The organism is Paracoccus kondratievae (assembly GCF_009301415.1).
In the GTDB taxonomy this organism is placed as follows: domain Bacteria; phylum Pseudomonadota; class Alphaproteobacteria; order Rhodobacterales; family Rhodobacteraceae; genus Paracoccus; species Paracoccus kondratievae.
Genome location: NZ_CP045072.1, coordinates 1,717,040 through 1,732,366 on the forward strand (window position 1 = coordinate 1,717,040; position 15,327 = coordinate 1,732,366).

Consider the following 15,327-nt stretch of genomic DNA (forward strand, 5'->3'; position numbering starts at 1 on the left):
ACTGTAGGGCTGACAAGGCTATGCCCAATATAGACAGCAGTGACGCTTTCAATTAAAAATTGCATAATCCCAGACATATTAACAACTATCGATTGTGATTATTAATTCCCTATCATGGCATCACCGAGTTACATAATCCATGCCGCTCAACCGACAGTTGCCGCATTATCCGAAAATCAACCAGAACGCTGACGGCCGGGCATAACCATCCTTGATTCCGACCATCAGACAGGCATATAAAGACCCTGTATTTGCTATATAACTTATTGATTTTAAACAAACCTATACTTTTAGTCAGTACGCCAATTCATTCTAGTTTTATTACACATCCGGGCTATACTGCGCCGGTACTGATTGAGGTAGTTTCCAAATGCGGCACACCACTGATTTCGATATCGAAGCTATAGGATCGGTGCTGCAACCACCCTCTGACGGGGTCTCCAGTGAACCCATCGGCGTTCGATCCTTTTACACCCGTTTCCTTAAGCGTCCGCTGGATATTATCGCCGTCCTGATGGCGGCACCGATTGTTCTGCCGGTGGTGATTATCCTTGCCACGATTATCCTGTGGCAGGGGGAAAAGCCGTTCTATACGCAGCCGCGTGTCGGACGGTCAGGCCGCAGCTTTCGTTTGTGGAAGCTGCGCACCATGGTCGAGAACGCCGAGGCACGGCTGGCCGAGCATCTGGCAACCAATCCCGAGGCCAAGGCCGAATGGGAACTGACGCAAAAGCTGAAGAACGATCCGCGCATCACCCGTTTTGGGCATTTCCTGCGCAAGACCTCGCTTGATGAGCTGCCGCAGCTGTGGAATGTGCTGCGCGGCGACATGAGCATCGTGGGCCCCCGGCCGATGATGCCGGAGCAGGCACAGCTTTATCCCGGAGCGGATTATTACCATCTGCGGCCGGGCGTCACCGGGCTGTGGCAGATCTCGGATCGTAACAACAGCACCTTCGCGGCCCGGGCCACGTTCGATGCGCGTTATGCCGCTGAACTAAGCCTTAAGGGCGATATTTCGATCATCGCCCGGACGGTTGGGGTGGTCCTGCGCTGTACCGGCTACTGAGCCGTTGTGCTGCGCTCGACCACTTCGTGGCGCTCGGCGCATCTAAAGCGCCGCCAGGCAATGAACAGCATCGCAGCCGTTCCGCTGACCACATAAACAAGTAGCGCCGCCCAGACTGGCAGATCAAAGGCTACGAACCCGATCACCGCGCCTACCAGCGCCACGGCGATACTAATGGTCAGAATGCCAGTCAGGGTCGTTCTCCTTCAACACCAGGATCTCTGACATCCATAGTGCCAAAGAAACGGCAAAGCGCCAGACAAAGTTTTGAGAGCCGGTTGCCCTTAGGATATTACCCCGCGTCGTTAAACCAAACCAGCCACGGACTCGCTCAAGGTGTTGTCAAAATGCCGCTGGCTGAGCCCACACATTTCCGAGAGGGAGCCGCCGCCTTGCGAATCGGCTATCTGGTGAACACCTATCCCCGCCCTTCGCACAGCTTCATCCGACGCGAAATCGCCGCGCTCGGGGCTTTGGGTTTTCACATCCACCGCTTTGCCATGCGCGGGGATAAGGGTGCGCTGACCGATCCCGCCGATCTGGCCGAATATGCCCGGACCGAACGCGTACTTGAGGCCGGGGGCCGCCAGCTTCTTGGCGATCTGTTCCGGCAAGGCCGCGCTCAGCCGCGCCAGCTTGCCTCGGCTTTGCGGCTGGCATGGCGGCGGGCGCGGGCCGGGGAATCCAGCCTGGCGCGACAAATCGTCTATCTGGCCGAAGGCGCCCGTATTGCCGCCCGCGCCCGCGCGCTGGGGTTGACCCATATCCATGCGCATTTCGGGACCAACCCGGCCCGGGTCGCAGCCTACGCGCGGCTGCTTGGCGGACCGCGCTTTAGCTTCACGGTCCACGGGCCGGAAGAGTTCGACAATGTCCAGGCGCTTGATCTGGGCGGCAAGCTTGCGCTTGCCGAGTTCTGTGTCGCCGTCAGCAGCTATGGCCGCTCACAGCTTTGCCGCTGGGCAGCGCCCGGGGACTGGGACAAGGTCCATGTGGTACATTGCGGCCTTGACCTTACCCGTTGGGCTGACCCCGCGCCCTTGCCGCAAGGCCCGTTTCACATGGTCGCCATCGGCCGCTTTGCCGAGCAAAAGGGCTTTGGCCTGCTGATCCGCGCCTTTGCCTCGGCGTGGCGTCAAAACCCCGCGCTGCGCCTGTCACTGGTCGGGGACGGAGAACTGCGCCCCCAGATCGAGGCGCTGATCGCCGCCGAAGGCATGGGCGCTGCCGTCCGGCTGCTAGGCTGGCAGGACGAGGCGGGCGTACGCGCTGCACTTGACGCCGCCCATGTGCTTGTCACCCCCAGCTTTGCCGAAGGTTTGCCGGTCGTCATCATGGAGGCGATGGCCTGCGCCCGGCCGATCATCGCCACCTATATCGCCGGCATCCCCGAACTGGTGCGCCCCGGACATGAAGGCTGGCTCGTCCCCGCCGGAGACCCCGAGGCCCTTGCCCGCGTCATGCTGGACGCGGCCGAAGCCGATCCCCGGACACTTCACAGCATGGGCATGGCCGCCCGCGCCCGCGTCATCAGGCGTCACGACATCCAGGAATCTGCACAAAGGCTGGCAGAGCTTATCAGCCGCGCCACAGACTGACGGCCAGCCAGTATCCCTCGACCCGCCCCCAGCGCCCGCCGATCAGCCGATCCCCCATGCAGGCGCGAAAGCGCGCAGGGCCGATCACAGCCGGTACCTCGCGGAAATCCAGCATACGGCGGGTCAGCGGATACTGCGCCTTGAACATCGCCTCTTTGGCACAAAAGGCCAAAAGAGGCGCCGCAGAAGTGTGCAGGCGAAACGGCATGATCGCCTCGGTCAGCCCGGCAGGCTGGTCACGGTCGCAGGGCTCGATATCGATCCCGACGCTTACCCCTCCGGGGGGCGCGGCAATGGCTATGCAGTAATCGCCGCCATGCGACAGGCTGGCGTGAATGCCTCCGGGCAGGTCGGGCTGGCGGTCGGGCCGCATTGCAATGGGGCGCGTTGGCGGCAAATCATGCCCAGCCTCACCAATCGCCATGCGCAGGACGGTGCGACCTAAGGCGAATTCGCGCTGCCGCTTGGGAACGGCCCGGACGATGGCCACCCTCTCCTCGGGCAACAGCGGCGCGGGCTGCGCACTAAGGGGCAGCACTGCGCAGCCATAACCGACGGGCAGCAAGCGGCGCGCCAGCGCCTCAAGGGCAGCGGCAGCGCTCACCGCGCGCCGCGCAATTGTGCCCGCAAGGCCCGCCGCCGGGCCATGATGTCATCCCCCGCGACGGATGGCGTAGCGGCAGGCGCCGCCACGGGCGCAGCCGGTGCCGGCGTCTGGGCGGTGACAACCGACGGCGCGGCAGCCGCCACGGGGGCTGCGTCATTGGCCGGGACCAAATTTGCGACATGGCGCAGGAAATCCCCCATGACCGGGAAACGGAAGATATCCGTCACCCCCAGCCGCGGCAGCGCCAGCCGGTCACGCAAGGTCCGGTGCAGCTGGATCGCCAGCAACGAATGGCCGCCAAGCGCAAAGAAACTGTCGCGCGGGCCAACCTGTTCGACCCCCAGCACCTCGCACCAGATCGCCTGCACCTCCTTCGACAGATCCTCGGTCGGGGCGGTGTTCGCGGCCATAGCCGCGGCGGCGGGGACGGCCTCGATGGCCGTCTGCGTCGCGACCCCGGCAGCAGTCCCGATCGGGGCAGAAGTCACGGCCCCCGGGACCGGCAGGTGCTTCCGGTCAATCTTGCGATTCGGGGTCAACGGCATCTTTTCAAGCCGCACAATCCGACCAGGCACCATATGGACGGGCAAATGCGCCTGCAGAGCTTCGCGCAGCCGCTTTTCGCACAGATTGGCGGCGCCGGTGACATAGGCCACCAGCCGCTTGTCGCCGGGCACATCCTCACGCACCAGCGCCACCGCCTCGCACACACCGGGCTGGGCGGCAAGCTGGGCCTCAATCTCGCCCAGTTCGATGCGGAAACCGCGCAGCTTGACCTGATGATCGGCCCGGCCGATGTAATCAAGGCCACCATCCTCGCCCCAGCGCACCAGATCCCCCGTGCGATACATGCGCACACCCCAAGGCGGGGCACCATCCGCCGGGACGAAAGGATCGGGACGGAAGGCCGCCGTGGTCAGATCCTCACGCTGCCAATAGCCGCGCGCGACGCCATGACCCCCAATCCACAGCTCGCCCTGCGCACCGGGGGGCACGGGCGTACCATCGCCATCCAGCACATAAAGCCGGGTATTCGCGATAGGCCGGCCCAGTGTCACCTCGGCCGTGTCGGTCAGATCGGCGACGGTTGACCAGATCGTCGTCTCGGTCGGGCCATACATGTTCAGGACCCGCGCCCGTGTCGCCGCCTTGATCTCAGCAAGCAGCGAGGGCGGCAACGCCTCGCCCCCGACCATCACGCATTTCAGTCCCGACATGGCTGCCGCGACCTGAGGGTCCGAAACGAGGATGCGCGCCATGCTGGGCGTGCATTGCAGATGGGTGACCTTCCAGCGCCGGATCTGAGCGGCAATCGAGAAATCACCATCCTCGGGCTGGTCGCCATGTGGGTTCACCTCGGCCCGCAGCCGGGCCAGCAGCGGAAAGCCCGCCACCACCTGTTCGGGCGCAATGCCATAGTCGATCAGGCAGGCGATCTCACCCACGCCGATGGATTTAAGCTGCTCGACCCGCGCAACCCCGTCCTTGATCGAACCGAACAGCCCGGAATCCTCGAAATAGCGCAGAAACGCGAATTCCAGGATGCCGTCCAGTTCCTCTTCGGACAGCGAACCAAGGTCGATCGCCATCGGGTTCGTCATGCCCGCCGGACGGCGGAAGGCCGGGAAGTCCCAGGCGTATTGTTTGACAAGAGCCGCGGCACTGCGCAGGTAGCTCTTCATCGGCTCGCGGGCAATTTCGCGCGCCGTCTCGCGGTCCTCGGCCAGACAGGTGTGCAGCATCAGCGTGACGGTGAAATTCGCCGGGTCATGCCCCACAGACCGCAGCGCGGCGTGATAATCCTTGATGCGGCTTGCCACGGTATCAATGCCTTGGCCCAGCAGATGGGTCAGGACATTCATGCCCAGACGCCCGGCCTCGACCCAGGTATCGGGGTTTCCGGCCACCGTCATCCACAACGGCAGTTCCTTTTGCACCGGACGGGGCTGGGTCACGACACCGAACATGCTGCCGTCCTTGCGCGGGAACTCGACCGCCTCGCCGCGCCACAGGCGGCGCAACTGATCCACGCCCTGCGCAAGCGCGGCCTTGTTGTTTGGCGGCGCGTTTTCGGGGCGCAGGACAAAATCGTCCGGCTGCCAGCCCGAGGCGATGGCAAGACCCGCCCGACCCGAGGTCAGGTTGTCGATTACCGCCCATTCCTCGGCCACCCGGGCGGGGTGATGCAGGGGCAGAACGCAGCTACCGGCGCGGACCGAGATATTCCTGGTCACCGCAGCGACCGCCGCACCAGAAACCGACGGGTTCGGATATGGCCCGCCAAAGGCATGGAAATGACGCTCGGGCGTCCACAAAGCGACAAAGCCGTTCTGATCGGCAAAGCGTGCGCCCTCCAGCAACAACTGGTATTTCCTTGGCCCCGGCCCGTCGTCATTGCCCCAGTAGAACAGGCTGAACTGCATGCCACCCTGAACCTCGTGGCGCGGCTTTGCCGGGGTCGCAGAGACTGCCAGCCGCGATTCCTCGCTGGCGATAACCAGTCTGAGACCACGCGCCAGCGACCAGAAAACCTCAAGCACCGAGATGTCAAAGGACAGGCTGGTCACCGCCAGCCATGCGTCGCCTGGCTGATGGGGAATGACCTCATCCATCCCGGCAAAGAAGTTCGCGACATTGCGATGTTCAACCATCACGCCCTTGGGCCGACCGGTCGAACCCGAGGTATAGATCAGATAGGCCAGATTTTCAGGGCCGACGGCGCTGGCGGGCGGCGCGACCAGCCCATGGGGCAGACCGGTCGGAATAGTCACCACCTGCGCGCTGTGCCTGGGCAGCCGGTCGGCAAGACCGTCCTGAACCAGCACGACAGCCGCGCCCGAATCCTCGATGTAAAGTTCGATCCGGTCGGCAGGATAATCGGGGTCCAGCGGCACATAGGCCCCGCCCGCCTTCCAGATCGCCAGCGCACCGATCACCAGCTCGGGCGAGCGGCGGGCAAACAGCCCCACCGGCTGATCTGCCCCGACGCCCATCTGGACCAGCCTTGCCGCCAGCGCATTGGCAGCACGGTCAAGCTGGCCGCGCGTCAACGTGCGATCCTCAAACGCCAGCGCGACAGCATCCGGGTCGCTGGCCGCCATTGCCGAGATCATTTCGTGAATGCAGACCAGCGGCACATCGACCCGAGTGGCATTGCGCGCAACCAAAAGCTCTTGGCGCTCGGCGTCGTCCATCAGGGGAATATCGCGCAGCAGCGTCGCAGCGGGCAAGGCCAGCCCCGCATCAAGCGCGCGCGCCAGCCGTTGCGCCTGCGCGGGGGTGACCCGACCGGGGTCGTGATCCAGCCAGGCGCCGCTTTCGGTCAGGGTCACGGTCAGCGCCGCGCCCCGGACCGGCCCCTGCATATCAAGGCTGATTGCCAGATCCGGCACCGCCATGCCGCGCAGTTCAGGCGCGCGGTACAAAAGATCGGCCATGAAGAAGCCGCGCTTGGCCTGCAAGGTGATCTCATCGGCCAGCGCCTGCCCCAGTTCGGCAAGCGTCTGCCCCCCCGAGGCATTGACCAAAAGGGGCTGCCAATCAGCAACGATCCCTGCTGCCTCGGGCTGGCCCGAGGGGCGCAGCGCAAGGTCAAGCTCGGCCTGCCCGGCCAGCCGCGCCAACAGCGCCGCGGCCAAAGCGATACGTTCAGGCGCAGCACCAGGCATCAGGGCAAGCCGCCGGCTCTTGCCCGAGGCTTCGCCGGCCAGCACCCCCGGGTTCATCCGCGCAAGCCGCGCCCGCCAGTATCCGTCATGTTTCGCAGCCTGCGCAGCCAGGTCGGTCAGGCGCGCACGCTCATCTTCAGCTATCGGCGCGATCACCGTACCCACCGCAGGCGCGTCAGAGGCAAGGCGCAGCCGCACCGCCCCATCCACCGCCGCAATCAGCGCCAGATCCCCATCCGCCGCCAGCACTGTCCCCGGCGCGGCACGGGTGGGCTCGACCCCTTCTGATCCCGTGACCAGCAGCACCTGATCGCCAAGCACGATCTTGGGCATGACCAGCGGGTTCCAGTAACCGCCGTGATCCAGACCGCGCACCAGCGCCCCGATCTGCGCCGTCGGTTGCGAGAAATCCAGAACCGCGGCCGCCTCAGGACGCTTGTCGCGGCCGACATAGCTGCGCAGCGACAGGTCCTGCCGGATGCGCTGAATGGTGCCCGTCTCCAGCTGGTCGACCACTTCGGCAAAGCTTTCGGCCCCACGGGCAAAGCAGCGCGCGTTCAGGGTCAGGGCCGTATCGTCGGGACGGATCCCGAACAGGCGCTGGGTCAGGATGTCACCCTCATCCACGCCGCCTTCGATCATGTGCCAGGTGACGCCATGCTGCGCCTCGCCACCGATGATCGCCCAGACCGGAGCATTCAGCCCCGCGAGTTTGGGCAGCGGCCCATCGTGAAAGTTGATCGCACCTTGGCGACCGCGCGCCAGCATCCCGGGCCGCAGGATCGAAAGGTTGGCCACACTGAACAACCAGTCGGCCTGGGGTGCGTCAGCCGGCATCGGCGCATCCTGATCCTCAACCGCCAGCCCCGCACCCTGCGCCCAGTCGCGCAGGCCGGGGTTGCGCGTCACCACCGCATTGATGCGATGCCCGCGCGCCAGCAGCATCTCGGCCGCGTGGCGCAACAGGGATTCATTACCCACCAGAATCGCGGAAAATTGCGTCATGGCTTACCCTTTTCAACATGAACGGGCTTTGGCTGAAAACGAAGCGCGTGGCGCGTCAGACAGGCCAGATGGCCCGGCGGCATATCCGCCCTGCGCCCCGACAAAAGACAGCGCAGGCGAAATATTCCCGCGCCGCCCAGATGCGCGACCGTGGCCCAAAGCGCGCCCAGCCGCCCATGATGTTTTTCAAAATAGCGCCGCCGTGAATCGTACCAGTAATCCGGCGCACGCCTCCATTGCTTCATGCCGGTGCTTACCGAACCGATGTGCAGCACCAGACTTTCGACCACATAATGGGTCTGCCAGCCGGCAAGGGCGGCACGGTGGCAGAGGTCAGTTTCCTCGTAATAAAGAAAAAATCCTTCATCAAAGAGGCCGATCTGATCCAGCACGTCCATGCGGATCATCATCGAAGCGCCTGCCGACCAATCCACGGGGCAAGAGCGTTCAGGCTGCGGCAAAGACACCACCTTGCGCCTGAAAAGCCGGGTGATCGGCCCGGTCCGGCTCATCGCTTCAAATTCGCTTGCCGCGCTGGGAAAGCGAAAGGCAGTACTATGGGGCACGTCATCAACGCCGCGCAGGCGCGAACAGGCAATCCCGGCCCGGGGATGGGTGCCCAGATAATCGACCAGCGCCCGGATAGACCCCGGCTGCGGGATCGCGTCCGAGTTCAGCAGATAGATCAGGTCAGCGCGTCGGCCATCCGGCAGCCCCTGACGGATGCCGTAATTGTTCCCCGCGCCAAATCCGCCATTCCAGCCCGACTGCACCACCTCAACCCGGTCTGGGGACCAGCCACGGACAAGCACCCCGGTCTGTATCGCCTCATAACTGCCATCGCCCGAGTCGTTGTCCACGATGGTCAGCCCGCCGTCGATGCCCTGCATTTCGCGCAATGCGGCCTCGGCGGCCTGCAAAGACATCTCTGGCGTGCGCCAGTTCAGCACGATGACATGAACGCTGGGCATATGTGCAGGCCGGGTCATGGGATCACTCTGCCGCCCTGACCCCGGCCAAAGCCCCGGCGCGGCTTTCCGCCCCGCGCAGGATATCGCGCAGAACCGAGGCAAGGCGACGCACGTTCGGCTCAAGCACCATCGAGTCGTGGTCGCCCGGCACTTCGATCACCTGCAGTTCTGACATCCACGGCGTCCAGCCGTTGTCAGCAATGACATAGTCACGGCCCGAGTTGACCCAGCGCCCGCCCGTCACCTTCCACCGCTGGTCCGGCGGCGGGCGGAACAGCGTCACCGGCCCGTCCCAGACCGACAGTTGCAGCTTGGGCAGCGCGGCAAGGAAGGCCGCTTCGATCGCCAGATCGTGGAACACGCCGGTTGCAACCTCGCCCGAGATTTCGGCCTGCGCGGCCTTGGCCTTGCTGTGGCGGCGGAATTCATAGGCGACGCGGTCCCGCAGCCATTTCCAGACAAAGCCCGGCCCGCCTTCGCGCAGCTCACCCAGACGGATCATCAGGCGATCCTTGCGGCTGACCGGCTCGCGCAGCGGCAGGGGCGTATCCAGCATGACAAGCATCGCCACCTCTTCGCCCGCCGCGTGCAGCTGCCGCGCCATCTCATAGGCGATCAGCCCGCCGCCCGAAAAGCCGCCCAGCAAATAGGGCCCCCCGGGCTGCACCTGACGCAGCTCTTCGATATAGTCGCGGGCCGCTTCGGTGAAATCCTCATGCGGCTTGTCATCGCCCAGCAGGCCACGCGCCTGAATGCCGTAAAAGCGGCGATCCGGCCCCAGACGCTGGGCAAGCTGGCGCAGGTTCATGATATTGCCGAACATACCGGCCACCATGAAGAAGGGCGTTCCCTGCCCCCGCCCGCCCATATCGACGAGGAAACGGAACCGGGGCCGCGCCGCAACCGGCAGCTCATGCACATTGTCGGGCGGGACCAGCTCGCGCGGGCCGGTCTGCTTTTCGACAAGCGCAGCAAGATCGGTGATCGTCGGGGCCTCGAACAGGGTCGAGATCGGCAGGTCCACGCCAAATTTCTTGCGCAGCTGACCAAACATCCGCACCGCAATCAGCGAGTGACCGCCCAGATCAAAAAAGCTGTCGGCAGCACCGATGCGGGCAATGCCCAAAAGTTCGGACCAGATCACCGCAAGCTCGGCCTGAATGCCGGGGGCGGGCTCGACAAAATCACTGTCGAGGTCGGGGCGCTCGAACCCTCCTTCGGCGGGGGCGGGTTTCTCGACCTTGCCAGCCTCGGCGATCAGCGCCGGCAGATCCAGAGATGAGACATAGACCTGCGCCAACCCGGTCGAGATGGCGCGGCCAAGCATGGCAGGCCCGATCGCGGCAGGAATGCCCTGACTGATATTGTGCTGCAGGCGACGCTCGGCCGGGGACAGGCTGCGCGTGGGCTGCACCCGGGTCTGTGGCGCGGCAGAAATCGCCGCCGCCAGCCTGCGCAGGGCAAAGCCCCGGATCTCGGCGCAGACGGTACCGTCCGGCGCGGCCAGCGTAATGTCAAACTGCGCCATGCCCTGTGCATCGGTGTTCTCGCCCGCATTGCGGATGCGGCTGACCACCTGCGCAGGCAGAGGCGCATAAAGCCGGATCGAGCGATAGCCCATCGGCACCCACAAATGTTCTGGTGTCCAGTCCCGGATCAGCCCCATCGCCCAGCCGGTCGCAATATCCAGCAACGCCGGGTGAACCAGCCAGCCCTGCGCCAGATCCGCCTCGAACTCGGGCGCAAGCGCCAGTTCGGCCACGCCTTCGTCACTGTCGATGCGGAAACGGCGCAGCACCTTCCAGCGCGGCCCAAAATCCATCTGCCCTTCCTGAGCCGAGCGCAGTGCAGCGCCCTGCCCGTCCTGATCCCACGGCCCCAAGATCGTCAGCGCGTCGGGTGCAGCCTCATGCAGACCAGAGACAAGGGCAGAAACGTTCGGCTCTCCCTGCGGATCTTCGAGGATTTCGATGCGCATGGCATCGCCTTCGGGCAGGACGCGGGTGCTGACAAGCGCGGTATCGCCGACCAGCACAGGACGGCGGAATTCCAGGTCGCGGATGACCAGAGGCAGACCAAGACCGCATTCCAGCGCCGCCTCGGTCACCAGCTCAATCCAGCCGGTCCCGGGCATCAGCGCCTGACCCGAGGCCGTCTTGTGCCCGCCGATAATCCAATCCTGCATCTTTAGGGCGGTGCGGAACTCTCGCCCGCCGGGCATGGGCAGGCTTTCATCAAGCAGCGGCCGATCCTGCGGCACCACCACCGCAGACGCAGTGTCCAGCCCCATTGCCCGCGCCGCCATGCCGGCATCAGCCCAGACGCCCCAGTTGACTGCAACCACGCGTCCCAGCGCCGCCGGAGCACTGCGCGCCACTGCGTTCAGATATTCGTTGGCGGCGACGTAATCCGCCTGTCCCGCCGGCGCGATCACCGATGAGGTCGACGAGAACAGCACCGTCAGCCCCGCCGGGTTCCCGGACAGCGCCTCGATCAGCGCGCAGGTGCCAAGCAGCTTGGGTGCAAGAACGTCCCATGCCTCATCATCGGTCTTGGCGGCGATCAGGCTGTCCCGGATCACCCCCGCCGCGTGCAGGACAACATCAAGGCCGCCAAAGCGCGCCCGGGTTTCTGCCACAGCGCGGGCCATATCCTCAGGGCTGGTCACATCAGCACGGATGGCCAGAACCTTGGCCCCCATCGCCTCAAGCTGACGCAGCGAGGCCATGACGGCGGGCGAATCCACCAGCCCGCGCGTGATCAGCGCCAGTTTCGCCCCACCGCGCCCGGCAAGTTCGCGCGCAATGGCCTGCCCGATACCGCCAAAGCCACCAGTGATCAGGCAGGTCGCACCCTGCGGTATGGCGGCCATGCCGTCATCACCAAGCGCCACCTTCTCAAGGCTCTGTTCAAACCGGCGCCCGTCACGCCATGCGGCGACCGCAGCACCCGAGGGGGCCAGCGCCTCTTCCAACAGATTGTCGGCCAAGGCCTCGATCCCGCCTTTTGCAGGCAGTCGGATATCCACAAGCCGGGCCGAGACATTCGGCATCTCATGCGGCAGAACCCGGATCGGGCCCGCAGCCGTCGCCTTTTCAGGCACCGACGCGGGTTCATCAGCCACGCGCAGCGCATCGTTGCAGACCGCGATCAGATCCAGCCGCGCCTCGGGCAGTTCGGCCCCAATCGCCTGCGCCAGATGCAGCAGGCCAAAGAAACCACGCTCAAGCTGACTGTTAAGCAGGCTGGAACCGGGACGAAACCGTGCCCCCTGCGTCACCGACCACAGATGCAGGATACGATCCGGAGCCATACCCTGCGCGACAAGCGCGGCCAGCAGCATCTCATACCCTTCCCGGTCGGATTCGACCGGCAGGGTAAAGCGCCCCTCGCCCTTGTCGGCGAAAGTATCCCCGATCTCGACCACGGCGACACGTTGGCCGCGCGCCCGCAGCCCCTCGATCACCCGGCTGGCAAGGCCAAGCTCATCAGCAAAGATAAGCCAGCTTAGCCCGCCCTGCGCGACCGGCCCTTGTGACCCGATCTCGATTGCGGGCGCAGCAAGTTTCCACGCCGGACGCCAGCCCCAGTCGGCGGGCTCGTCAATGCGGGCCAGTTCCTCTGCGGCACCGGTCGCCACATGGGTGGCGGGTTCGATAAAATAACGTTTGCGCTGAAACGCATAACCGGGCAGCGACAGGCGCTGACGGCGCAGCCCACCCCAGATCTGATCCCAGTCGATCTGTCCGCCACAGGCCCAGAACCGCGCCAGCGCGCCCATGAAATAGCTGTCATCGCCAGTGTCGTGGTCGCGGTGACGCAGGGTCGAAATGACCTGATTGGCAGTAACCGCCGGATGGGCCTTAGCCATGGCCTGCATCGCCCGGCCCGGCCCGACCTCGATAAATACCCGCCCTGGCATCTGCGCAAGATGGGAAACCCCGTCAGCAAAGCGTACCGTGCCGCGCAAATGCGCAACCCAGTAATCGGGGCTGGTCGCCTCATCCGTGGTCAGGGGCTGCCCCGAACGGTTCGAGATCACCGGGATCTGCGGCGGGTTCAGCGTGATCGCGGCGAGATAGGCGCGGAACTCCTCCAGCACCGGCTCAAGCAGGCGCGAATGCGCGGCGATCGAGATGGCAATGCGCTGGCATTCCACCTCGCGCGTCGCCATACGCCCGGCAAAGCGGTCCAGCGCGGCATCCGGCCCCGAAACGACCGACAGCCCCGGCCCGTTCACCGCCGCAAGGTCAAGCTCCAGCTCGGCAAGTTCAGCCGCGAACTCTTCGGGGGGCAGTGGCACCGACAGCATACCGCCAGCCGGAACCCGATCCATCAGCAGCCCGCGCAGACGCACAAGGCCGATGCAGTCCTCAAAGCTCATCACCCCCGCGATACAGGCGGCGGTATTCTCGCCCATGGAATGCCCGATCAGGGCGGTGGGGCGCACCCCCCAGCTGATCCACAATTGCGCCAGCGCATATTCGCAGATCATCAGCAGCGGCAATTGCAGCGAGGGTTGCAGCAGACGCCGGTCTGCCCCGGCCTCTTGTCCCGGCTCGGGCAGCCACAGCGCACGCAGATCAGCACCATGCGCCTGCGCCATATGGTCAAGGCCGCGATCCATCCATTCCCGGAAAACGGGCTCTGTCTCATAAAGCCCGCGCGCCATGCCCGCATATTGCGCACCGCCGCCAGGCAGCATGAACACCGCCCCGGCCGTGTCGCTGACCGGCTGGTGATCAAAGACCAAAAGCGGATCAGGCTCGGTCAGCAGCCGCGCCGCATCAGCCGCGTTTTCGGCAACAAGCACGCGGCGCCGTTCGAACTGACGCCGCCCCTGTGTCAGGGTAAAGGACAGATCGGCCATGTTCACGCCGGGGTTGGTCCCCAGCCAACCCGCCAGCGCAGCGGAGTTGGCATCAAGTGCGGCCTTGCTGCGCCCCGACACGGCGATGACATGGAACGGCCAGTCGGATTCCCCGGCTGGCGCGGCCTGAGGCGGCTCTTGCAAGATGACGTGGGCGTTTGTGCCGCCGACACCCAGCGAGTTCACCCCCGCCCGGCGCGGACCCGGCACCGGCCAGTCGCTGAGCCGGCCGTTAACCTCAAACGGGCCGCCGGCAAAGTCGACAGCAGGGTTCGGGGCCTCATAGCCAAGGCTGGGTGGAATCTTGCCGTGGTGTACCGCCAGTGCCGATTTGATCAGCCCGGCGCTGCCAGCCGCAGTATCCAGATGCCCGATATTCGTCTTGACCGAGCCGATGCGGCATGGCCCCTGCCGCGTTCCGTCCGAAACCCGCGCATAGGCCTGATTCAGCGCCGCAACCTCGATCGGGTCACCCAGCGCCGTGCCGGTCCCATGGCATTCGACATAGCCGATACTGTCCGAGGACAGCCCGGACATAACCAGCGCCTCGGCCACTGCCAGCGCCTGCCCCTCGACGCCGGGGGCAAGATAGCCAGCCTTGGCCGCACCATCGTTGTTGATGGCCGAGCCCTTGATGACCGCCCAGATATGATCGCCATCGGCCAGCGCGTCCTTAAGCCGGCGCAGCACAACCACCGCCGCACCGCTGCCGAAAACCGTGCCTTGCGCCCGATGGTCAAAGGCATGGCAATGGCCGTCGGGCGACAGGATCTCGTTTTCCTTGTAAAGATAGCCCAGGCCATGGGGCAGCTCGATCGTCACACCTCCGGCCAGCGCCATGTCGGATTCACCCGACAAAAGCGACTGGCAGGCCATGTGGATCGCGACCAGAGAGGTCGAGCAGGCGGTCTGAACGTTGACTGACGGCCCCCTGAGGTCAAAGACATGGCTGACGCGGGTGGACAGAAAATCCTTGTCGTTCCCGGTATGGCGCAACAGGAAATGCCCGACGCCATCAACCAGATCGCGGTTCGAACAGACGTTCCAGAAATAATAACTGCCCTGTCCGCAGCCAGCCCAGACGCCGATATTGCCGCCGAAACGCTCGGGCACATGGGCGGCGTCTTCCAGCGCGTGCCAGCAGGTTTCCAGAAACTTGCGGTGCTGAGGATCCATGATCGCCGCCTCTTTGGGCGACAACCCAAAGAACTCGGCGTCGAATTCATCGAACTGCTCAAGAATCGCGGCCGAGGGGACGTAGTTCGGGTCAGACATCCGCACGCGGGTTTCACCCCGCGCCAAAAGCTCGGCCTCGGTCAGCCGACGGATCGCCTCAACCCCGCGGCACAGGTTGTCCCAATATTCCGCTACGCCCTTGGAACCGGGCAATTGCGCGGCCATGCCGATGACCGCAACATCGGAATCCTCAACGCCGATCTTGTCAAAGGCCATGTACAGTGCCTCTTGAACTCGTGGAATGCCCCGTGGGGCAGAACCGGATTAACGGTTGGCGCGCCTGTCCGGGATAGCGAATCCGGC

The 15,327-nt window shown here is 64.8% G+C and carries 6 protein-coding genes; 2 read left to right on the forward strand and 4 right to left on the reverse strand.

Going from position 1 to position 15,327, the window contains the following annotated elements; genetic code table 11:
- The first annotated feature begins 370 nt into the window (after window positions 1–370).
- Entirely contained in the window at window positions 371–1,069 is a 699-nt protein-coding gene (locus tag F8A10_RS08640; protein ID WP_152367137.1) for a sugar transferase, read from the forward strand.
- Window positions 1,070–1,461: 392 nt separating this feature from the next.
- Window positions 1,462–2,667 carry a glycosyltransferase gene (locus F8A10_RS08650; protein ID WP_193668203.1) on the forward strand — a complete coding sequence of 402 codons (1,206 nt, stop codon included), beginning with the start codon at window positions 1,462–1,464 and terminating at the stop codon, window positions 2,665–2,667.
- Here F8A10_RS08650 and F8A10_RS08655 read toward each other — a convergent pair.
- From F8A10_RS08655 to F8A10_RS08670, 4 genes are read right to left on the reverse strand one after another with little or no spacing between them, the layout of a single operon-like run.
- Window positions 2,648–3,271: a 4'-phosphopantetheinyl transferase family protein gene (locus F8A10_RS08655; RefSeq protein ID WP_152367139.1), complete on the reverse strand. Its 624-nt coding sequence runs from the start codon at window positions 3,269–3,271 to the stop codon at window positions 2,648–2,650. The genes F8A10_RS08650 and F8A10_RS08655 overlap by 20 nt on opposite strands.
- Window positions 3,268–7,947: a MupA/Atu3671 family FMN-dependent luciferase-like monooxygenase gene (locus F8A10_RS08660; protein ID WP_152367140.1), complete on the reverse strand. Its 4,680-nt coding sequence runs from the start codon at window positions 7,945–7,947 to the stop codon at window positions 3,268–3,270. The genes F8A10_RS08655 and F8A10_RS08660 overlap by 4 nt, the downstream gene beginning before the upstream one ends.
- On the reverse strand, window positions 7,944–8,936 hold the full coding sequence (locus F8A10_RS08665; protein ID WP_152367141.1) for a glycosyltransferase family 2 protein: 993 nt from the start codon (window positions 8,934–8,936) through the stop codon (window positions 7,944–7,946). The genes F8A10_RS08660 and F8A10_RS08665 overlap by 4 nt, the downstream gene beginning before the upstream one ends.
- Before the next feature lie 4 nt (window positions 8,937–8,940).
- Window positions 8,941–15,240: a type I polyketide synthase gene (locus F8A10_RS08670; protein WP_152367142.1), complete on the reverse strand. Its 6,300-nt coding sequence runs from the start codon at window positions 15,238–15,240 to the stop codon at window positions 8,941–8,943.
- Window positions 15,241–15,327: the final 87 nt, after the last annotated feature.

Bases quoted from the DNA above. Each gene is read 5' to 3' on its own strand.
- F8A10_RS08640 (WP_152367137.1), top strand. From the start codon at position 371: ATGCGGCACACCACTGATTTCGATATCGAAGCTATAGGATCGGTGCTG.
- F8A10_RS08660 (WP_152367140.1), bottom strand. From the start codon at position 7,947: ATGACGCAATTTTCCGCGATTCTGGTGGGTAATGAATCCCTGTTGCGC.
- F8A10_RS08665 (WP_152367141.1), bottom strand. From the start codon at position 8,936: ATGACCCGGCCTGCACATATGCCCAGCGTTCATGTCATCGTGCTGAAC.
- F8A10_RS08670 (WP_152367142.1), bottom strand. From the start codon at position 15,240: ATGGCCTTTGACAAGATCGGCGTTGAGGATTCCGATGTTGCGGTCATC.